The following is a 17,894-nucleotide window of genomic DNA, read 5'->3' on the forward strand; positions in this document are numbered from 1 at the left end:
TATGACAGAATCAACATATCGTATCCAGGGCGCAACCGGCGAATGGGAAGTTGTGATCGGCCTTGAAGTCCATGCGCAGATTACCTCCAACGCGAAGCTCTTCTCAGGCGCTTCCACCGAATTCGGCGCAGAACCCAATACGCAGGTCAGTCTGGTCGATGCGGCCATGCCGGGAATGCTGCCCGTGCTGAACAAGGAATGTGTCCGCCAAGCCGTGCGCACGGGTCTTGCTCTCAATGCACAGATCAACAAATATTCGCGTTTCGACCGGAAAAATTATTTCTACGCCGATTTGCCGCAGGGTTACCAGATTTCGCAGCTTTATCATCCGATTGTGGGTGAGGGGAAAGTCGAGATTTCTCTCGATGAAAAAGATCCGGACGCTCATGGCAAGACCGTAGGCGTGGAACGTATTCATATCGAACAGGATGCCGGTAAGCTGATGCATGACCAGCATCCGACGATGAGCTATGTCGATCTCAACCGCTGCGGTGTGGCGTTGATGGAAATCGTATCAATGCCGGACATGACATCGCCCAAGGAAGCAGCAGCTTATGTTCGTAAGCTCAGATCAATTCTGCGCTATGTTGGCAGCTGTGATGGCAATATGGAGCAGGGCTCCATGCGCGCAGACGTCAATGTTTCCGTCCGCAAACCCGGCGACAAACTGGGCATCAGGACGGAGACCAAGAACGTCAATTCCCTGCGTTTCATTCAGCAGGTTATCGAATATGAAGCCCAGCGTCAGGTCGATGTGCTCGAAAGCGGCGGTGAAATCGTGCAGGAAACCCGGCTGTTTGATCCGGACCGGAATGAAACCCGGTCGATGCGCTCAAAGGAAGACGCGCATGACTATCGTTATTTCCCCGATCCGGACTTGCTGCCACTGGAGCTGGAAGATGACTTCATCTTTGATTGCAAGGCAAGCCTGCCCGAGCTTCCTGACGAAAAACGGGCACGGTACAAGAATGTTCTTGGTCTGAGTGCCTATAACGCCGCCGTTCTGACGGCCGAGCATGAAACCGCTATCTGGTTTGAAGAATTGCTGGAAACCACGGACGAGCCAGAGAAAATCGCAAGTTCAGCGGCTAACTGGCTGACTTCCGAGCTGTTTGGTGCCCTCAACAAAATGGGGCTGTCCATTGAGCAAAGCCCCGTATCTCCGCAGCAAGCGGCTGAATTGCTTGGCTTGATCGCAGACGGCACCATTTCCGGCAAAATCGCCAAGCAGGTGTTCGAGATCATGCTCGAAACCGGCGATGGTGCAGCCAAAATTGTCGAAGATAAGGGCCTGAAGCAGGAATCCGACACTGGAGCGATCGAGAAAGTCATCGCTGACGTCATGGCTGCAAATGAAGACAAGGTCGCAGAATATCGCGGCGGCAAGGACAAATTATTCGGTTTCTTCGTCGGTCAAACGATGAAGGCAATGCAGGGCAAAGCCAATCCGCAGGTTGTGAATGAGTTGCTGAAAAAGACGCTTGGTCCTGCGGGATAATCGGGCGGGGCAAAATAGGGGCGCGAACGCGCAAAGCGGGCTTGCCCTTTGGGCATCGATCCGCTAGGCGCACGCGTCAATCAAAATTCGATAGTGATTTGACGGTGTAACTCGTGCGGGCGTGGCGGAATTGGTAGACGCGCCAGATTTAGGTTCTGGTATCTTCGGGTGTGGGGGTTCGAGTCCCTTCGCCCGCACCACAACACCGAAAAATGGATCGAAATAGAAATAATGAAGGCATTAAAGGGTAATCATGCAGATTGTTGAAACGCTGAACGAAGGGCTCAAGCGAGCCTATGACATCAAAATCTCCGCGAAGGACATTGAAACGCGCGTCGAGAATGAGGTCAAGAAACTTGCCCCTCAGGTCAACATGCCCGGTTTCCGCAAAGGCAAAGTTCCTGCGAATCTTGTGCGCAAGATGCACAATGATGCCCTGATGCAGGATGCTCTGAGCAGCACTGTTCAGGAAAGCGTCGAAAAAACGATCGCCGACAACAAGCTGCGCCCCGCGATGCAGCCGAGCGTCACATTGGCAGATGGCTATGAAGCCGGAAAAGATGCTGAAGTGAAGGTCGAGCTGGAAATACTTCCCGACGTCCCCACGCCTTCGGTCGATGGTATTAAGCTTGAGCGCCTGCAGGTCGAAGCCGATGATAAAACAGTTCAGGAATCACTCGACAGATTTGCCGAGAGCCAGAAACAGTTTGAAACTGCACCCAAAAGCCACAAAGCAAAAATCGGTGATCAATGCCTGATTGATTTTGAAGGTAAAGTGGACGGCGTACCCTTTGACGGCGGCAAAGGCGAAGGCATGGCGATCGAGCTCGGCTCTGGCCGCTTGATACCCGGATTTGAAGACCAGCTGGTTGGCAAGAAGGCCAATGATGAAGTCCTGGTCAAGGTAACCTTCCCGGAAGATTATAATGTCGAAACCCTGAAGGGCAAAGACGCTACATTTGATGTAGTGATCGGCGAGGTCCAGACCGCCAAGGCTGCAAAAGCTGATGACGAAATGGCCAAATCCATGGGGCTCGAGGGCCTCGATCAGCTCCGTGAATTGCTAAAGGGGCAAATTGAGCAAGAACTTAACGGCCTGACGCGTACGCACATGAAGCGTAAATTGTTGGATCAATTGGCCGCATCGCATGATTTTGAAGTGCCGCCAACGATGGTTGAAGCTGAATTCAACCAAATCTGGCAGCAATTGGAGCAGGAAGCGGCGCAGGAAGAAGATCCTGAAGCTGCGAAGAAAGAAATGGAAGACGAGAAGGACGAGTATCGCGAGATCGCTGTCCGCCGCGTTCGCCTTGGTCTGTTGCTCTCTGAAATCGGTCAGGCCAATGGTGTGGAAGTCAGCCAGCAGGAAATGTCCATGCTGATCCAGCAGGCAGCCCAGCAATATCGTGAAGAAGATCGTCAGCGTTTTGTGGAATATATCCAGCAAGACCAGATGGCCGCAGCCCAGCTCCGCGCTCCTATGTATGAAGACAAGGTCGTAGACTTCCTGTTCGACAAAGCGGAAATTACCGACAAGACGGTAACCCGCGAAGAATTGGAAGCGGCGATCGAAGCGGAAGACGAAGCAGAAACCAAGCCTGCCAAGAAAAAGGCACCAGCGAAGAAGGCTGCTGCCAAAAAGCCGGCAGCGAAAAAGCCAGCTGCCAAGGCCGCTACAGCTGAAAAGGCTCCGGCAAAGAAACCTGCAGCCAAAAAACCAGCAACGAAAAAGCCAGCTGCAAAAGCACCGGCAAAAACCGCTGCTAAGAAACCTGCAGCCAAAAAGCCAGCAGCCAAGAAGCCTGCCGCTAAAAAATAGTCTTCAGGATTATACTAGCCGGACATGCCTGGCATGCTCCGGCTAGTCTATCTGCTTAAAAGCTAACTTCACTAGCCTTATTGATTACGGTGCCTAAAATACCGTATTCCTTGGCCTCATCCGTGGACATCCAGTAATCACGGTCGATATCCTTGCGCACACGGTCAATCGATTGGCCGGTCGCTTCGGCAATTTTTTGGGCAATGCGTTCGCGCATTTTGACAATCTCTTCAGCCTGAATGGCGATATCCGACGCTTTTCCGCCCGCTCCGCCAGAAGGCTGGTGGATAAGAAAACGGGTATTGGGCAGGCAAAATCGTTGTTTGTTTGGCACGCCGAGGAAAATATGCGTGGCAATGCTGGCAACCCAGCCCGTTCCGATCACGGCGACCGGCGCGCTGATATATTCAATCAGATCGTGAATCGTATCGCCCGACTCGACATGGCCGCCGGGCGAATTGATCAGCAGTCGGATGGGTTCTTCGCTGATATGGTCCAGGTACAGCATTTGCGCTGAGACGCGCTCTGCCAGTTTCTGATCGACACCACCGAAAATCATAACCGTCCGCGTTTCCAGCAACCGTTTCATCATGAAGGCCAAGGGATCTGACGCTCCATTTTCTTCATCGGCATGGAATTCTGGAATGGATGGCGAAAAGGTTGGCATAAATATCTCCTGCAAGAACGGGTTGTTTGGTCTTTTTTGGGAGCATAGACGGAGGATATTTGATGCGCAATGTCATCCAATCGCCATAATGATCTGGAAAAAATCCTTAACCGACTTGAACATTGCTTAAGATACACCGATGTAGGGCTCAACAGATGGGGACTCCGATTGACGGTGCTTCCATTTCCATATCGAGATTTTCACAGAAGGCACTATTTTACCATGCATGATCCGATCGTCGACGCTCTTGTTCCCGTCGTTATTGAGCAATCCAACCGCGGAGAGCGTAGCTTTGACATTTTTTCCAGGCTGCTCAGAGAGCGGATCGTTTTCGTAACCGGTCAGGTCGAAGATGGCATGGCCTCGATCATTACCGCACAGCTGTTGTTTCTGGAGTCGGAAAACCCAAAAAAAGACATCTATCTTTACATTAACTCACCTGGCGGCGTTGTAACCGCCGGCATGGCCATCCACGATACCATGCAATATATCCGCCCCCGCGTCGGCACTGTATGCGTGGGGCAGGCCGCTTCCATGGGCAGTTTTCTGTTGGCTTCGGGAGAACCAGGAATGCGTATGGCCACGACCAATGCCCGGATCATGGTGCATCAACCTTCTGGTGGCGCACAGGGTATGGCATCCGATATCGAAATTCAGGCCAAGGAAATCCTGCGTATTCGGAGCCGGATGAACGAGCTTTATGCAAAATATACCGGTAAACCGATCAAAGAGATCGAACAGGCGATGGACCGGGATACGTTCCTGGAAGCCGATGAAGCCAAAGCTTTTGGTATTGTCGATGAAGTTTATGACAAACGGCCAAAACCTGCCGATGAAGATGCTAAATAAGCTGTTATCACCGGCCTAAATGAAAATTAAGCTGCTTTTGATAGACTTAGGTGTCGTGACGGATGGTGCCGAAAAAAGCGGTAGCATTTTGTATTTTGAGGGTTAGATTGCAATTTCTAGCCTAGTTTTAAGGACTTTTTATGACGAAATTGACGGGATCTGATTCGAAGAGCACGCTATATTGCTCGTTCTGCGGAAAATCCCAGCATGAAGTCCGGAAGTTGATTGCCGGACCAACAGTATTCATCTGCGACGAATGTGTTGAGCTCTGCAACGACATTATCCGAGAAGAAACCAAAGGCGCTATTACCGGCAAAAAAGACGGTGAAGTACCAACGCCGCAGGAAATCTGTGATGTCCTTAACGATTATGTGATTGGCCAGGATCGTGCGAAGCGCGTTTTGTCAGTTGCTGTCCATAACCACTATAAGCGCCTCAACCACGCCGCAAAATCAGGTGACATTGAACTCGCTAAATCCAACATACTCCTCGTTGGACCTACAGGCTGCGGTAAAACGCTTCTGGCGCAAACACTCGCGAAAACTTTTGACGTGCCATTCACAATGGCTGATGCCACGACATTGACCGAGGCTGGCTATGTCGGCGAAGATGTCGAGAATATCATTCTGAAGCTGCTGCAATCGTCTGACTATAATGTCGAGAAGGCCCAGCGCGGCATCGTTTATATAGATGAAATCGACAAAATTAGCCGCAAGGCGGAAAACCCTTCCATTACCCGAGATGTATCGGGTGAGGGCGTTCAGCAGGCTCTGTTGAAGCTTATGGAAGGCACAACTGCCAGTGTACCGCCACAAGGCGGTCGCAAGCATCCGCAACAGGAATTTCTGCAGGTTGATACGACGAACATCTTGTTCATCTGTGGCGGGGCTTTTGCGGGTCTCGAAAAAATCATCGGTGACAGGCTCGAAGCCAAATCAATCGGTTTTGGCGCGCATGTCGCGGCACCGGAAGAGCGCAAGATCGGAAAGCTGCTGGCCGAAGGTGAGCCCGAGGATCTATTGAAATTCGGTCTTATTCCTGAATTTGTTGGCCGTTTACCGGTTATTGCGACGCTGGAAGATCTCGATATTGATGCGCTCGTGCAGATTTTGCAGGAGCCGAAGAACGCACTGGTCAAGCAATATGCGAAATTGTTTGAACTGGAAGACGTTGCACTTACCTTCACCGATGACGCTCTTGTCGCCATCGGTAAGAAGGCGATTGAGCGCAAAACCGGTGCGCGCGGATTGCGGTCTATTGTCGAAAACATACTGCTCGATACGATGTTCGATCTTCCTGATCTGGAAGGTGTAGACGAAATTGTCATCGACAAGGATGTGGTCGCCGGTACCAAAGAACCCGTTAAGGTGATTGCCAAGAGCAGCAAGGCTGAAAAAGAAGACGCGGCTTAATTACGCTGGTTGCCCAAGAACAAGAGGCTTTAAAGAAAGTTGCCGTTAGGCCTGTGCTGTTTATGCGATCGGCCATTTCCCGTATTTGCGCTTAACTTACAAACTGGGCAGGAATGTCTGGGTCGTTGGTATCCAATAGCGGAATTATGTTTTCCGGCAGATCCGCATATGCGGAGGTCCAGCGCGCTACCCAACTGGGGTCATCGACCTTGCTTGGATGATAGCCCGGAACCAATGACCGTAACATGGCCGGTGAAGCCTTGATCAGAAAACGCAATATCATGCGCCAGACCCGAAGGCGGCTGCCGAGCTTGTTCCAGCGACCATCCCGCTTCAGCATATGCCGATAGCCCTTACGGCTCGACCATGCGACATGAAAGCTGGCGTAGATCAAACCCCATGTACGCGGCCAATAACTGCCATAAAGATCCTGATAGAGGTCGTAGGCGACATTCTTGTGCTCGGTCTCCTCGACCATGTGCCAGAGGATCAAGGATGAAACCGACGGATCGGCATTTTTGAACAGCTGGCGGCGATCTTCGATCAGCCATTCGGTCATGCCCATAGTCATCGTTTCGAACCCTGCCGTGTAGGCCAGGCGCCAGCGCAGGCTTTTCTTCTGAAAAGTTTTATAATCAGCCGTCATCTCGTCCTCAACCTCGGCAAGATCGGGATAATGGCGTTTCAAAATCTCATTATAGCGGCGGTGGTTTTGAAAATGATTGCCTTCTTGCGCCATGAAACCGTGGACATCGTCTTTCAACTGCTTGTTGCTCGTGTTTTTTAACGCTTCGCGAACCGTCTTGATAAGGAAAGGTTCCAGATAAGGCATAGCCAACGAAGAGCCGTTGGCAATATGGCTCCATTCAGGGCGTCCCGGATGCCAGACGGGATCGATATGTTCGTCGAAGGAAAAGGGAATGGCGCGCACCACTATGCCGCCTGCTTGTGGATGCGGTATTTTTGCAGGTGCGTTCATGTTGCTGACTCCAGTGATTGATATTTCTTCCACGTACCCCAGGCAAAAAGACCGAAGCCGATATGCACGGCAATGATCGGCGGCCAGCCAAAGAGGTAGATAATATTGTTTATGGTAACATCGCCCGGGAATGGTCCGCCGCCAAATTCAAGGCCGCGGGTGCTGAATATGGCATTGGCGATAGCGGGCAGGGTAAACAACCATCCGTAAGTCAGTGATGACCAGAATAACCAGGTCTGCGCCCTGGGCCCCAACGTAACAAAAGGCGCTGCTGCTGCCAGGGCAATCAGAATCACCCCGTTGGTTATCCCTTCGAGATGCGCCATGTTCCACGCTCGCCGGTCTCCGCCGATTTCCAACGGTATATCGGTAAAAAGAGGCCAGAGGTCCAAGGCCCCCAGCAGAAAGAAGAAATAGAGCCATCCGCTCAATACTGCTGATATTAGCAAGCCGACCCCGTTCAGCACCAGCAGTGCTCGCCTCTTATCGCTCATCATTTGCCTTTTCCCCCTTTTCGAAAGGAACAACATTAGTCATGTCCGCCACCGCTTCCGGTGACAGCCGCGCGAGCGCTTTTGTGCACCAGTCGACCCATTCCCATTCCCATCGCATACCGACTTCCAGAGCCAGCTGCTTGCCGACATCAGCAAGCGATTTGCTATCTTCAAGCAACTTGTGCTTCAACTGATATTCAGAATGGCGATCCTGATGCCGCTCAATCCGCCGCAGTAGATTTTGTCGAACACTGTCCAGATCAACCGACTCAATTCCATAGAGTTGAACAAGGAAATGATCTTTCATTTCAGGTGGTTCTGACGGTTCCCGAGACCATTGCAACAATGCTTCTCGTCCGGCATCGGTGATGGTGAAGACTATGCGATTGGGTTTACCGGATTGGGGTACTTCCCTGGCACTGGCTAAACCGGTTTCCTTCAGCTTGCCCATTTCCCGGTAGATTTGCGAGTGACGGGCGCGCCAGAAAAACCCGATATCTTCATCAAACTGCTTGGCAACATCATAACCTGACTTTGCTCCTTCAGAGAGGGCAACTAAAATTGCATATCTTAGCACTTTACCCACTCCCATAATCCATTAGTGGAATATATATGACAAAAGTAGAATATGAGTCAAGGTCGCTACAGCAACGTTATTTTTACGCACCAAGTTAACACCGACATTTGCTGGGTTGGTTGCCAAAACAGGCGTTACTCAATTACGAGCCATTGGCTTTCGTCAGCACCTTTTACGACCAAATGCTATGTTGAAGGCAGCTTTTGTACCTGTTCTCATTCGCCGATGGACCGCAGAATGAGGTCGGATAGCGTGGCATCGCGTTGACTATCATCCATATTTCCAAAAGGCAGGGCCCGTCCCGTTCGCCCGGCAATCATCAGATCTGCCATGCCATGTACGATGGCCCAGGCCGCCATCACATCCTGCATCATGGCCGGATTCTCGTGCGGATTTGATTGATGGACATTCCCAACATCGTCGACAAGCTTTTCGAACGCAGCGTCAGCAACCGCCGCGAGGCTGCTATCTGACTTGTCTGGTTTTTGGGAAGAGAACATTAATTGGAAGAGCGCCGGATTTTCCAGCGCAAAATCAATATAACCAAGACCCGAGGCAGCTAATTGCGCGCGGGGGTCGGTATCGGCGTTGCGTTGACGCGCGTTCTGGGTTTCAATGAAGCGTTCATAGCCAATTGTGGCCAGGGCAGTCAGCAGCCCCTTCACATCGTTGAAGTGATGTGCCGGTGCCCCGTGACTCACACCCGCCCGCTTGGCTACCGCGCGCAAGGAAAATGCTTCGATGCCATTTTCCGAAAGCACCGTCTCGGCAGCGCGGAGCAGTTCTGCACGCAGATCGCCGTGATGATAGGCATTCTTGTCGATGGTTTGGTTTTTGGCCATAATTCTCAATAACTTTATGTCTTGACACTGTCTAGTTATAAGTTCAGCACTAATCCAGACAGTGACTAGATTAAGGCTATAGCATGGAAAATGCTCAAATATTTTCGTTCGCCAGCTCGACGGCGCTTGTAGGCTGGGTCATCCTCCTGCTTTCACCATTCTTTCCTAGAGTTACGGAATGGCTATCGGGCAGGATCATTCCGGTAGTTTTATCCGTGGGTTATACGGCACTTGTCATGGTTTTCTGGACCAGCGCCGACGGCGGTTTCGGGAGCTTGGACGACGTCATGACACTGTTCCAGCAACCCGAAATCGCATTGGCCGGATGGATTCACTACCTGGCCTTTGACCTGTTTATCGGCGCTTGGGAATGTCGGACGGCACGCGCAGAAAAAATACCTTTCTGGCTGGTTTTGCCCTGTCTGCCATTGACGTTCATGTTTGGTCCTGTTGGCTTGTTGCTGTTTGTAACGTTCCGGGCGATCAACCGCGTCAGGTTCAATCCAGACGAAGGAGCAACCGCAATATGACAGATCCAGCTATCCCCCAGGACAAGCGGTGGACAGGCTTTTCTCCTGCGCGGATTTACGCTCTGGAGCCGGTATTTTCCGCCATTGCTTTGTTCCTGGTTGCGCTGATGATCCAAACCCTTGCGGCAATGGCACTGGATGACCGGACCTTGCTCGCTGAGAATGTCTGGTCAAAACCGCTGAAATTTCAGTTCGCGCTGATCATATATCTGGCCACATTAGTTTGGTTTGCCACCTGGTTGCCCCCCGGAACCACCCGGAAACCGCTTTACCGGATATTCTCGCTCATCGTCGGTTTTTGCGTACTGGCTGAAATGCTCTGGATCAGTGGAGCTGCGATGTTTGGTATCCAGTCACATTTCAACTATTCCAATCCGTTCATGGCCACGATCTATCCGGTGATGGGGTTTTTTGCAGCAACACTTACCAGTGCCTCGCTGGTCTATGGCATTCTGATTGCGCGCAATCGTGACAGCGGTCTCAAACCAGCTGTGCAATTTGCCCTGGTCATAGGATTGGTGCTGACTTTCTTTCTAACCGCGTTTGTTGCCGGTTTCTTGTCCAGTCAGGGCACGCATCTGATCGGCGGAGCGTTGCCGGATGGAGAGGGCTTTCCTGTTATGGGTTGGTCAAGACAGCAGGGCGATTTGCGTGTTGCCCATTTTCTTTCGACCCATGCAATGCATGCCATTCCCCTATGTGGCCTCCTCGTTTCAGGTTTGAAAAAAAACCGTGATGCACTCTTAATGGTGGCCGGATTCTCGGTTGCATATCTGGTCTTGGTAGTATTTTCATTCGTTCAGGCACTGAACGGCCAACCGTTTATAGCCTTTGTGAAGGTGTGATATCTGTTTTTCGGTAATAAGGTGCATATGCGCAATCACCCCTGAATGCCGAAATTGACATTGGATTAGACTATGATGGGCTTTCCTTTTGCCTTTTGCATTTCACAAACTTGTCGGCGTTCGTCATCGTGCCCAAAGCGGACATCATGTCAAAGTAACGGCTACTTGTAGACGCAAGCATCCAGACCATCGCGCTTCACGACGTTGATTCTGGCCGCAATCGTATTACCATAGCGTCGTGTAAAGCCGCTGGCGCCGTTCACAGCCCGTTTTTTAGGTAGGGGCAGGGCTGCCGCTATGCGGGCAGCCTCCATCTTGGTCAGTTCTGAAGCGTCTTTCTTGAAATAGCGCTGCGCACCGGCCTGCGCTCCATAGGTGCCGATGCCGGTTTCGGCGACATTGAGATAGACTTCCATGATCCGTTTCTTGCCCCAGATTTTCTCGATCAGGAAAGTGAAATAGGCTTCCAACCCTTTACGAAAATAGCCTCCGCCTTGCCAAAGGAAGACATTTTTCGCAGTTTGCTGGGATATTGTAGATCCGCCGCGGATGCGCCCGCCTTGCGCATTGCGTTTGATAGCAGTGCGGATGGCCTCGCGATCAAAGCCGTCATGACTGCAAAATTTGCTGTCTTCAGCGGCGATAACAGCCCGCGTAAGATTAGGGGATATAGATTCAAGCGGTTCCCAGTCTTTGGTGATGCCGTTTGCGTCTATGATCATCGTAGCCGTGATTGGAGGCGGCACAAAGGCCAGTAATCCAACCCAAGCAATGGAGATCAATAAAAAATAGATGATCAGCTTGAAAAACAGCTTGATCAAGCGCGAGGGCAGGCCTTTTATTTTTCGGCGCGGTTTCGTTGCCATGGTCATCAGATAATGAAAAAACGCCCCGAAAACAAATATTGTTTCGAGGCGTTAAAATCTTCAGTTGGTTTGCGAAGTTGAATTATCAACTCGCTGTAAGAAGCTGTTTTTCTCCGGCAATGCGAAGCATCGCCTTTTGTAGCTTCTCAAATGCACGGACTTCGATTTGACGAATCCGCTCACGGCTGACTTCATAGACCTTGCTCAGGTCCTCAAGCGTTTTTGGATCTTCCGACAAGCGTCGTTCGGCAAGGATATGCTGTTCGCGCTCGTTGAGCGATTCCATTGCTTCGGTCAGCATCTCGTGGCGGAAATCGGCTTCCTGCGCATCGGCAATCTGCTGATCGTGCAGCGGGCCGTCATCTTCCAACGTGTCCTGCCACTGGCCGCCATCACCGTCTTCCGACAATGGGACGTTCAGCGATGCATCGCCGCCCATCGACATGCGGCGGTTCATATTGACCACTTCATGTTCAGCCACGCCGAGATCGGTTGAAATCTTGTTCACATCTTCAGGTGACAAATCACCGTCTTCAAATGCCTCAAGATTGTTTTTCATCCGGCGCAGGTTGAAGAAAAGCTTCTTCTGTGCGGCGGTTGTACCCATTTTTACAAGGCTCCAGCTACGCAATACATATTCCTGTATCGACGCGCGGATCCACCACATGGCATAGGTTGCCAGGCGAAAACCTCTATCGGGTTCAAATTTCTTCACGCCCTGCATCAGGCCAACATTGCCTTCGGAAATCAGGTCCGAGACAGGCAGGCCATAGCCACGAAAGCCCATGGCAATTTTTGCCACAAGTCGCAGGTGGGACGTTACTAGCTGTGCAGCTGCTTCCTGATCTTTATGTTCAGAATAGCGTTTAGCCAGCATATATTCTTGTTCAGGTGTCAATAACGGAAATTTACGCACTTCCGAAAGATAACGGTTCAGGCTCGCGTCCCCCCCTAAGGCAGGGATTTTTGCCGGAACATTGCTATTATCAGCCATTTTTGTTCCTTCTCTGGTTTGCCGCCGGGCCTCATCAAGCACCCATTGGTCTAATTCCATATAGTATCTAAATTCTATACACGCAACTTACTGAATAGTTCCTGCATATCGGGTGGAAAGTTACAGTTAAATAACAATTTTTCTCCCGTTATGGGGTGAACAAATCCAAGAATAGCAGCATGTAGCGCCTGACGGCAAAATCGAATATCTTTTCTGCCGGAAAGCAATGATTTTCGACGAGGACCATAAAGGGGATCGCCAATAAGACTATACCCTATATGGGACATATGGACCCGCACCTGATGGGTGCGCCCGGTTTCCAGCGTACATTCTACCAAAGTGGCGCCTTTTAGCGGTTCCTTGGTAGTATAATGGGTAATGGCGGGCTTGCCTTTATCATCACCGACTACCGCCATTTTCTTGCGATCAGTGTTGCTCCGCCCGATATTGCCTTCAATCGTTGCCGAGTGAGGATTGGGGCGGCCATTGCAAATCGCGAGATAGCGTCTCTCGATATCATGAGCGGCAAATAGCGCGCTTAACCCTTGATGGGCTTTGTCCGTTTTGGCCGCCACCATCAATCCGGAAGTATCCTTATCTATCCGGTGGACAATACCAGGCCGGGTTACGCCACCAATGCCCGAAAGCTGGCCTTTGCAATGATGCAGCAGAGCATTGACCAAGGTTCCATCGGCATGGCCGGCTGCGGGATGCACCACCAATCCTGCCGGTTTATTGACCACAATTAGGTGATCATCTTCAAATATGACGTCCAGCGGAATATCCTGAGGTTGAGCGGGGCCTTCAACAGGTGCTGGTACCGTCAGTGCAAATGTCTTGCCGGCGCATTTTTTGGATGCCGGATCAATGCATGTAACGCCTTCGATCAACAAATTACCGCCGGTAATCAGGTTTTTGATCCGCTCACGCGACAGATCATCAAGAAAACCGGCCAATGCCGCATCCAGTCTCTGTTTCTTCTCGGTTTCGGGTACGATACCGGATTTTATGGATTGCCCTGCAGTCATCGCCTAGATGTGGGCTATGGAACTGGTCTTATCAAGCGCGATATTGGAAGAATTGCAGGAACTTGCACGGCAAGCGGCGCCAGAGGAAGCCTGCGGATTGCTATTTGGTGATAATGGGACAGTTTCAAGTTTTAAGGCGACGGAAAATGTTGCGGAAAACCGGCTGCGCCATTTTGAAGTCGATCCCCGTGATCTAATTGCTGCCGAATGCGCAATGCGAGATAATGGGCCCGGCATAATCGGCTATTATCATTCTCACCCGTCCGGCACTGTTGAGCCATCAAAAACAGATGCCGCCATGGCAGCAGGGGATGAACGGATATGGCTGATTATCAATGGTCAGGATGCTGCGGCCTGGCAGGCTATGGAAAACGGCAAAATATATGGCCGCTTTGATCCAATCACCCTTGATTGCCAAAGCACAAAAGGCCAAACAGCGGACGATTGATCATTCACAAACTAAAGGTTCATTTTCATGTCTCAATCCGGTGTCGATCTTGCTGCCTTGCTGTGTTCCAAATTATGCCATGACTTGTTGAGCCCCGTGGGGGCGATCAACAACGGGCTGGAGCTACTGGAAGACGAAACCGATCCCGAGATGCGGGACCGCTGTCTCGATTTGCTGGCTGACAGTGCCCGGGCATCGGCGGACAAGTTGAAATATTTCCGTTTGGCCTTTGGGGCTGCGGGCGGCTTTGGTGATGAGGTTGACCCCGCTGAAGCAAAGCAACTGGTCGAAAGTCTGGTTGGCGATCAGGGTAAAATCACTTTGGGCTGGGCAGTTCAGAGCGGCGTCCTGCCGAAAAAGGCAATCAAGATTCTGTTGAATCTGGCTCTCATTGCGCGGGAAGCGCTGGTACGCGGCGGGCAATTGGATGTGGGCGCCGAGCAAGGTGATAATGGTATCGAAGTTGTCGTCCGCGCCGAAGGGCCAAAAATTGCTCTGGATGACGGTATTCGTGCTGCGCTGGAAGGCACGCTGCCGCAATCCGAATTGACTGCCCGCACAGCTGCTGCCTGGATGTCCCGTGAACTGTCATGCGAGAATGGCGGTGATCTGCGGGTATCGCCTGCTTCCGGTACAGAGCTATTGCTAGGCGCGATTGTCGTCTGATACCGGTATCCAAGGGAGGCAAAGACGATGGACATGATCTGGACGCCTTCTCCAAATTTTGACGAGCGTAAGCTGCCGATCAGCATATTGGTCATGCATTATACCGGCATGAAGGATGCAGCCTCGGCGATCAACTGGCTTGCCAATCCCGAAGCCAAGGTTTCCGCTCATTATGTTGTGACCGAGGATGGGCAGATCGTCAGCATGGTCAAGGAAGAGGATCGTGCCTGGCACGCGGGCCGGGGCTATTGGCGCGGCATTGAAGATGTGAACAGTGCCAGCATAGGTATTGAAATCGTCAATCCGGGCCATGAATGGGGCTATGTACCGTTTCCCGAAGAACAGATGGATGCGGTTACACGGCTCGCGCATGATATTGTCAAACGGCATGATATAGCGCCCTCTAACGTCATCGGGCATAGCGACTTGGCGCCGGCTCGAAAGCAGGACCCGGGCGAATTATTTGACTGGGACCGGCTTGCCAGACACGGTATTGCGCTTAAAAAGCCCTCTTTGAATCGCGGTGAACCGCCATGGACGGATGGCGGGTTCATGCTCGCCCTCGAACGCTTTGGTTATGATATTACGGCCGCCGAAGATGCGGTGCGCGCTTTTCAGCGGCGTTTTCGCCCCAAAAATATCGATGGCGTGATCGATGGCGAATGCCGCACGCTGTTATTGTCTTTAATGCTCGACAGAGAGCGCGGAATCACTAAATAGGGCGCACCAGAGGGTCGGCCAGTCGCGGGAATATGCAAGTATTCGCGAGGAAAGTCCGGGCTCCACGATTAAAAGGTGCCGGATAACGTCCGGCGGGCAGGGGAGTGATCGCCTGTTCAGGGAAAGTGCAACAGAAAGCAGGTCGCGTCGGCTTCGGCCTAATGCTTCGGCAGCGTGATAATGAAAGGGTGCGGTAAGAGCGCACCGCGGGTCTGGCAACAGCCCCGGCACGGTAAACCCCACCTGGAGCAAAACCAAATAGGGGCGGCATATGGCTTTTTCGGCCTGCAGCCCGGGTTGGTTGCTAGAGCGGCGCAGCAATGCATCGCCGAGATGAATGACTGGCTATTTCTCGAAAGAGAATGGACAGAACCCGGCTTACAGACCCTCTGGTATTTAAATATGGCTGGAACTGGCGCAGGGCCTTTGTTAGAGAGTGATATGCCAAAAGCAAAACGATCCGATAACTGGGGCTTTCCCCGCTGGGGCAGCTATGAAAGCTCGCGCGAAACCGAGCAGGTCAAGATATGCGATCGGCATGGCTGCAACGAGGCAGGCAATTGCCCGGCACCCAAATCACCCAACAGCCCCGATCGCTGGTATTTCTGCCAAACCCATGCGGCGGAATATAATCGCGGTTGGGACTATTTCGAAGGCCTGGACAAGGAAGAGCGAAAAAAACGCGAAGCCGATGAACAGCGCGATGCCAATGCCTATCAGGAAGCGAAACATTATAGCTGGATGGGTTCCGGCGATGGTAGCCGGTCACGGGATGAAATGACCGCGCTGGAGATTTTTGATCTTACGCCCGATGTCGATTTCGAAGCTGTCAAGAAAGCCTGGCGTGCAATGGCCAAGGAATATCATCCCGACGTCAATCCGGGTGACGAAGATGCGGCCAAAAAATTTCAGGCTGCTCAGGCGGCCTTTGATGTGCTGAAAGTCGCTGAAGAACGTCGAATCTGGAAACCAGTTTAGAACTTGCGGTTTCAAACCTGATGCATCTGCACATCATTGCAGCGCAGGCAGAAATCCATCTCCCTCGGCTTTGTCATATCTCGCGTTTGGGAGATATGTTCCTGCCTGCGCTGGATCACAGCTTTAGTTTTGATAGCGCTCCGCAGTTTCATTGATCAGCGCGATCATATTTGGAATGCCCTGTGTGCGATTGGAGCTGAGCTGGTTCTTCAGATCAAACGGTGCCAGCTTTTCCGCAATATCGGTTTTCAAAACAGCGTCGATCGGTTGATCCTGAACCGTCTCTAATACCAAAGCGATAATGCCCTTGGTAATGGCAGCGTTGCTGTCTGCCAGAAAATGTAGCCGCCCATCGTCCAGTTGTGTGGGATAAACCCAAACGGAGGCAGAGCAACCGCGAACCAAAGTCGCATCCGTTTTGAGGGCATCTGGCATCGGTTCGAGCTCTTTGCCAAGGTCTATAAGAAGCCGGTATCGGTCATCAGCTTCCAGGAATTCATATTCTTCTACAAGATCGTCAATTTTGCTCATCCCCGCCCGCTAGCAGGGCAGGGGATTCGCGTCATCCCTTTTTAGGGTCGGTTGTTAAAGCTCCACTCCGGCGGCAATCGCTTCCAGCTTGCGGATGCGTTCTTTCAGGTCCGCAACTTCAATCCGCGATGTTGCGCTGGGGGGATTTTCTTCGCGCTTTTGCTCCAGTTCCTTGGTCTTGAGAGCAATCCAATCGCGCCATCCGCGCAAGGCGATAAGGGAGACCGCCGTTAGGCCAATTAGAGTAAATGCAGCAGTCATCAGGTAAAAACTGGGTTCTGGCATGATGCTATCCTTCTTCTCTTCCTGCTTCTTATTCGGGAACTGGTTCAGTTATCCCGCAATTTCTCAATTTCATTTTCGAGATCGCGTGCGCCGCGATCATCAGTGGCGATTTTTTCCAGTACAGCGACGCGTTCCTTGAGATATTTCACTTCTTCGCGGAGCCGCCCGGCGTCGGGGTCAACCATAGCTACTGGATTGCCGTCTTCGTCGGCCGAAATACCATGTTTTGCTTGAATGCGCGTGCTGACCACTTTCCCGACAGTGATTACGATGATGATGGCGACAACCATTTCAAATGGGTTCATTTATTCACTTCCCTCCAACTACGTTTTGCTTAGCTGTCTCTCAGCTTTGCTATTTCGCTTTCCAATTCCCGCGTGCCGCGTTCATCGGTGACTATTTTCTCCAACGTCGCTACGCGCTCTTTGAGATATTTCATGTCTTCATTCATGCGCCGACCGTCGCCGCTTTCCGGAGCATTTTTGCCGAGCAACATAAGTTCTTTCTGCTTGTCCAGCATCTTGCTCTGATGACGGGTCCAGATCCACAGGCCACCAAGACCGAACGGGGCCAGGGGAATAAGCAACGCTAACCAATCCATCAGTTCAGTTCCTTCATTTCAGGTTGGTCACGAAGATCTTCAATCTGGCCAGCCAGATCAAAGCCCTTGTCTGTGATAATTCTTTCCAACACGCGGACGCGTTGTTCCAGTCTCTCGTTATTGGCAGCATATTGCGCCGCTTTTTCAGCCGAGATCGTGGACTGCATCTTCATCATCTTTTGCTGATGGCTGGTCCAGATGGCGAATACGCCTACGCCAATGCCGGCAAAGGGGATCATTAGGGCTAGATATTCTATCATATTGA

Annotated in this window: 23 protein-coding genes, 1 tRNA gene and 1 other RNA gene; 12 read left to right on the forward strand and 13 right to left on the reverse strand. The window is 51.6% G+C overall.

What is annotated here, in order from left to right:
- Position 1 precedes the first annotated feature (1 nt).
- The 3 genes from gatB (at position 2) to tig (ending at position 3,317) form a co-directional block, all read left to right on the forward strand.
- Entirely contained in the window at positions 2-1,498 is a 1,497-nt protein-coding gene (gene gatB, locus ACO6S1_RS16620; RefSeq protein WP_422343674.1) for an Asp-tRNA(Asn)/Glu-tRNA(Gln) amidotransferase subunit GatB, read from the forward strand.
- A gap of 115 nt (positions 1,499-1,613) precedes the next feature.
- Positions 1,614-1,698 (forward strand) — tRNA-Leu (locus ACO6S1_RS16625).
- Positions 1,699-1,751: 53 nt separating this feature from the next.
- Positions 1,752-3,317 carry a trigger factor gene (gene tig, locus ACO6S1_RS16630; protein WP_422343675.1) on the forward strand — a complete coding sequence of 522 codons (1,566 nt, stop codon included), beginning with the start codon at positions 1,752-1,754 and terminating at the stop codon, positions 3,315-3,317.
- A 55-nt stretch (positions 3,318-3,372) separates the two neighbouring features.
- Here tig and ACO6S1_RS16635 read toward each other — a convergent pair whose 3' ends face one another.
- Positions 3,373-3,984, reverse strand: a complete 612-nt coding sequence (locus ACO6S1_RS16635; protein ID WP_422343676.1) for an ATP-dependent Clp protease proteolytic subunit — start codon at positions 3,982-3,984, stop codon at positions 3,373-3,375.
- 222 nt (positions 3,985-4,206) lie between these two features.
- On the opposite strand from ACO6S1_RS16635, the gene ACO6S1_RS16640 reads away from it, so the two are divergent.
- Complete coding sequence (locus tag ACO6S1_RS16640; protein WP_422343677.1) at positions 4,207-4,833, forward strand: ATP-dependent Clp protease proteolytic subunit; 627 nt, start codon at positions 4,207-4,209, stop codon at positions 4,831-4,833.
- Between the two features lie 140 nt (positions 4,834-4,973).
- The gene (gene clpX / locus ACO6S1_RS16645) at positions 4,974-6,245 is read left to right on the forward strand and encodes an ATP-dependent Clp protease ATP-binding subunit ClpX (protein WP_422343678.1); all 1,272 of its coding nucleotides are present in this window, start codon (positions 4,974-4,976) and stop codon (positions 6,243-6,245) included.
- Between the two features lie 91 nt (positions 6,246-6,336).
- On the opposite strand, the gene ACO6S1_RS16650 is transcribed toward clpX, so the two are convergent.
- The 4 genes from ACO6S1_RS16650 to ACO6S1_RS16665 all read right to left on the reverse strand — a co-directional run bounded on the left by ACO6S1_RS16650 (position 6,337) and on the right by ACO6S1_RS16665 (position 9,137).
- A complete protein-coding gene (locus ACO6S1_RS16650) occupies positions 6,337-7,224 on the reverse strand; it encodes a metal-dependent hydrolase (RefSeq protein ID WP_422343679.1) in 888 nt (295 codons plus the stop codon).
- The gene (locus tag ACO6S1_RS16655) at positions 7,221-7,721 is read right to left on the reverse strand and encodes a hypothetical protein (RefSeq protein WP_422343680.1); all 501 of its coding nucleotides are present in this window, start codon (positions 7,719-7,721) and stop codon (positions 7,221-7,223) included. Before ACO6S1_RS16655 ends, ACO6S1_RS16650 begins: the two co-directional genes overlap by 4 nt.
- Positions 7,708-8,295: a PadR family transcriptional regulator gene (locus ACO6S1_RS16660; RefSeq protein WP_422343681.1), complete on the reverse strand. Its 588-nt coding sequence runs from the start codon at positions 8,293-8,295 to the stop codon at positions 7,708-7,710. The genes ACO6S1_RS16655 and ACO6S1_RS16660 overlap by 14 nt, the downstream gene beginning before the upstream one ends.
- A gap of 215 nt (positions 8,296-8,510) precedes the next feature.
- Positions 8,511-9,137 carry a TetR/AcrR family transcriptional regulator gene (locus tag ACO6S1_RS16665; RefSeq protein ID WP_422343682.1) on the reverse strand — a complete coding sequence of 209 codons (627 nt, stop codon included), beginning with the start codon at positions 9,135-9,137 and terminating at the stop codon, positions 8,511-8,513.
- 83 nt (positions 9,138-9,220) lie between these two features.
- Here ACO6S1_RS16665 and ACO6S1_RS16670 point away from each other — a divergent pair, with 83 nt between their 5' ends.
- On the forward strand, positions 9,221-9,667 hold the full coding sequence (locus tag ACO6S1_RS16670; protein ID WP_422343683.1) for an ABA4-like family protein: 447 nt from the start codon (positions 9,221-9,223) through the stop codon (positions 9,665-9,667).
- A complete protein-coding gene (locus tag ACO6S1_RS16675) occupies positions 9,664-10,512 on the forward strand; it encodes a hypothetical protein (RefSeq protein WP_422343684.1) in 849 nt (282 codons plus the stop codon). The genes ACO6S1_RS16670 and ACO6S1_RS16675 overlap by 4 nt, the downstream gene beginning before the upstream one ends.
- 161 nt (positions 10,513-10,673) lie before the next feature.
- Here ACO6S1_RS16675 and mtgA read toward each other — a convergent pair whose 3' ends face one another.
- The 3 genes from mtgA to ACO6S1_RS16690 all read right to left on the reverse strand — a co-directional run bounded on the left by mtgA (position 10,674) and on the right by ACO6S1_RS16690 (position 13,400).
- Positions 10,674-11,378 carry a monofunctional biosynthetic peptidoglycan transglycosylase gene (mtgA, locus tag ACO6S1_RS16680; protein WP_422346221.1) on the reverse strand — a complete coding sequence of 235 codons (705 nt, stop codon included), beginning with the start codon at positions 11,376-11,378 and terminating at the stop codon, positions 10,674-10,676.
- An 85-nt stretch (positions 11,379-11,463) separates the two neighbouring features.
- On the reverse strand, positions 11,464-12,372 hold the full coding sequence (gene rpoH / locus ACO6S1_RS16685) for an RNA polymerase sigma factor RpoH (protein ID WP_422343685.1): 909 nt from the start codon (positions 12,370-12,372) through the stop codon (positions 11,464-11,466).
- A gap of 74 nt (positions 12,373-12,446) precedes the next feature.
- Entirely contained in the window at positions 12,447-13,400 is a 954-nt protein-coding gene (locus ACO6S1_RS16690) for an RluA family pseudouridine synthase (RefSeq protein WP_422343686.1), read from the reverse strand.
- A 16-nt stretch (positions 13,401-13,416) separates the two neighbouring features.
- On the opposite strand from ACO6S1_RS16690, the gene ACO6S1_RS16695 reads away from it, so the two are divergent.
- The 5 genes from ACO6S1_RS16695 to ACO6S1_RS16715 all read left to right on the forward strand — a co-directional run bounded on the left by ACO6S1_RS16695 (position 13,417) and on the right by ACO6S1_RS16715 (position 16,212).
- Entirely contained in the window at positions 13,417-13,848 is a 432-nt protein-coding gene (locus ACO6S1_RS16695; protein WP_422343687.1) for a Mov34/MPN/PAD-1 family protein, read from the forward strand.
- Positions 13,849-13,875: 27 nt separating this feature from the next.
- Positions 13,876-14,514, forward strand: a complete 639-nt coding sequence (locus tag ACO6S1_RS16700) for a histidine phosphotransferase family protein (protein ID WP_422343688.1) — start codon at positions 13,876-13,878, stop codon at positions 14,512-14,514.
- A 33-nt stretch (positions 14,515-14,547) separates the two neighbouring features.
- Positions 14,548-15,234, forward strand: a complete 687-nt coding sequence (locus ACO6S1_RS16705; protein ID WP_422346222.1) for an N-acetylmuramoyl-L-alanine amidase — start codon at positions 14,548-14,550, stop codon at positions 15,232-15,234.
- A gap of 6 nt (positions 15,235-15,240) precedes the next feature.
- An RNA gene (gene rnpB / locus ACO6S1_RS16710) (RNase P RNA component class A) lies at positions 15,241-15,631 on the forward strand.
- 44 nt (positions 15,632-15,675) lie between these two features.
- On the forward strand, positions 15,676-16,212 hold the full coding sequence (locus ACO6S1_RS16715; protein WP_422343689.1) for a DnaJ domain-containing protein: 537 nt from the start codon (positions 15,676-15,678) through the stop codon (positions 16,210-16,212).
- A 123-nt stretch (positions 16,213-16,335) separates the two neighbouring features.
- On the opposite strand, the gene ACO6S1_RS16720 is transcribed toward ACO6S1_RS16715, so the two are convergent.
- From ACO6S1_RS16720 to ACO6S1_RS16740, 5 genes are read right to left on the reverse strand one after another with little or no spacing between them, the layout of a single operon-like run.
- Complete coding sequence (locus ACO6S1_RS16720) at positions 16,336-16,743, reverse strand: SufE family protein (RefSeq protein ID WP_422343690.1); 408 nt, start codon at positions 16,741-16,743, stop codon at positions 16,336-16,338.
- 54 nt (positions 16,744-16,797) lie between these two features.
- The gene (locus ACO6S1_RS16725) at positions 16,798-17,028 is read right to left on the reverse strand and encodes a hypothetical protein (RefSeq protein ID WP_422343691.1); all 231 of its coding nucleotides are present in this window, start codon (positions 17,026-17,028) and stop codon (positions 16,798-16,800) included.
- A gap of 44 nt (positions 17,029-17,072) precedes the next feature.
- On the reverse strand, positions 17,073-17,333 hold the full coding sequence (locus tag ACO6S1_RS16730) for a hypothetical protein (RefSeq protein ID WP_422343692.1): 261 nt from the start codon (positions 17,331-17,333) through the stop codon (positions 17,073-17,075).
- A 29-nt stretch (positions 17,334-17,362) separates the two neighbouring features.
- Positions 17,363-17,629, reverse strand: a complete 267-nt coding sequence (locus tag ACO6S1_RS16735) for a hypothetical protein (protein ID WP_422343693.1) — start codon at positions 17,627-17,629, stop codon at positions 17,363-17,365.
- A complete protein-coding gene (locus ACO6S1_RS16740) occupies positions 17,629-17,889 on the reverse strand; it encodes a hypothetical protein (RefSeq protein WP_422343694.1) in 261 nt (86 codons plus the stop codon). Before ACO6S1_RS16740 ends, ACO6S1_RS16735 begins: the two co-directional genes overlap by 1 nt.
- Positions 17,890-17,894: the final 5 nt, after the last annotated feature.

Source organism: Parasphingorhabdus sp. (genome assembly GCF_965233695.1).
Taxonomy (GTDB): Bacteria; Pseudomonadota; Alphaproteobacteria; order Sphingomonadales; family Sphingomonadaceae; genus Parasphingorhabdus.

Coding starts and splice junctions, on each gene's coding strand:
- gatB (WP_422343674.1), top strand. CDS start 2: ATGACAGAATCAACATATCGTATCCAGGGCGCAACCGGCGAATGGGAA.
- tig (WP_422343675.1), top strand. CDS start 1,752: ATGCAGATTGTTGAAACGCTGAACGAAGGGCTCAAGCGAGCCTATGAC.
- ACO6S1_RS16635 (WP_422343676.1), bottom strand. CDS start 3,984: ATGCCAACCTTTTCGCCATCCATTCCAGAATTCCATGCCGATGAAGAA.
- ACO6S1_RS16640 (WP_422343677.1), top strand. CDS start 4,207: ATGCATGATCCGATCGTCGACGCTCTTGTTCCCGTCGTTATTGAGCAA.
- clpX (WP_422343678.1), top strand. CDS start 4,974: ATGACGAAATTGACGGGATCTGATTCGAAGAGCACGCTATATTGCTCG.
- ACO6S1_RS16650 (WP_422343679.1), bottom strand. CDS start 7,224: ATGAACGCACCTGCAAAAATACCGCATCCACAAGCAGGCGGCATAGTG.
- ACO6S1_RS16655 (WP_422343680.1), bottom strand. CDS start 7,721: ATGATGAGCGATAAGAGGCGAGCACTGCTGGTGCTGAACGGGGTCGGC.
- ACO6S1_RS16665 (WP_422343682.1), bottom strand. CDS start 9,137: ATGGCCAAAAACCAAACCATCGACAAGAATGCCTATCATCACGGCGAT.
- ACO6S1_RS16670 (WP_422343683.1), top strand. CDS start 9,221: ATGGAAAATGCTCAAATATTTTCGTTCGCCAGCTCGACGGCGCTTGTA.
- ACO6S1_RS16675 (WP_422343684.1), top strand. CDS start 9,664: ATGACAGATCCAGCTATCCCCCAGGACAAGCGGTGGACAGGCTTTTCT.
- mtgA (WP_422346221.1), bottom strand. CDS start 11,378: ATGGCAACGAAACCGCGCCGAAAAATAAAAGGCCTGCCCTCGCGCTTG.
- rpoH (WP_422343685.1), bottom strand. CDS start 12,372: ATGGCTGATAATAGCAATGTTCCGGCAAAAATCCCTGCCTTAGGGGGG.
- ACO6S1_RS16690 (WP_422343686.1), bottom strand. CDS start 13,400: ATGACTGCAGGGCAATCCATAAAATCCGGTATCGTACCCGAAACCGAG.
- ACO6S1_RS16695 (WP_422343687.1), top strand. CDS start 13,417: ATGGAACTGGTCTTATCAAGCGCGATATTGGAAGAATTGCAGGAACTT.
- ACO6S1_RS16700 (WP_422343688.1), top strand. CDS start 13,876: ATGTCTCAATCCGGTGTCGATCTTGCTGCCTTGCTGTGTTCCAAATTA.
- ACO6S1_RS16705 (WP_422346222.1), top strand. CDS start 14,548: ATGATCTGGACGCCTTCTCCAAATTTTGACGAGCGTAAGCTGCCGATC.
- ACO6S1_RS16715 (WP_422343689.1), top strand. CDS start 15,676: ATGCCAAAAGCAAAACGATCCGATAACTGGGGCTTTCCCCGCTGGGGC.
- ACO6S1_RS16720 (WP_422343690.1), bottom strand. CDS start 16,743: ATGAGCAAAATTGACGATCTTGTAGAAGAATATGAATTCCTGGAAGCT.
- ACO6S1_RS16725 (WP_422343691.1), bottom strand. CDS start 17,028: ATGCCAGAACCCAGTTTTTACCTGATGACTGCTGCATTTACTCTAATT.
- ACO6S1_RS16730 (WP_422343692.1), bottom strand. CDS start 17,333: ATGAACCCATTTGAAATGGTTGTCGCCATCATCATCGTAATCACTGTC.
- ACO6S1_RS16735 (WP_422343693.1), bottom strand. CDS start 17,629: ATGGATTGGTTAGCGTTGCTTATTCCCCTGGCCCCGTTCGGTCTTGGT.
- ACO6S1_RS16740 (WP_422343694.1), bottom strand. CDS start 17,889: ATGATAGAATATCTAGCCCTAATGATCCCCTTTGCCGGCATTGGCGTA.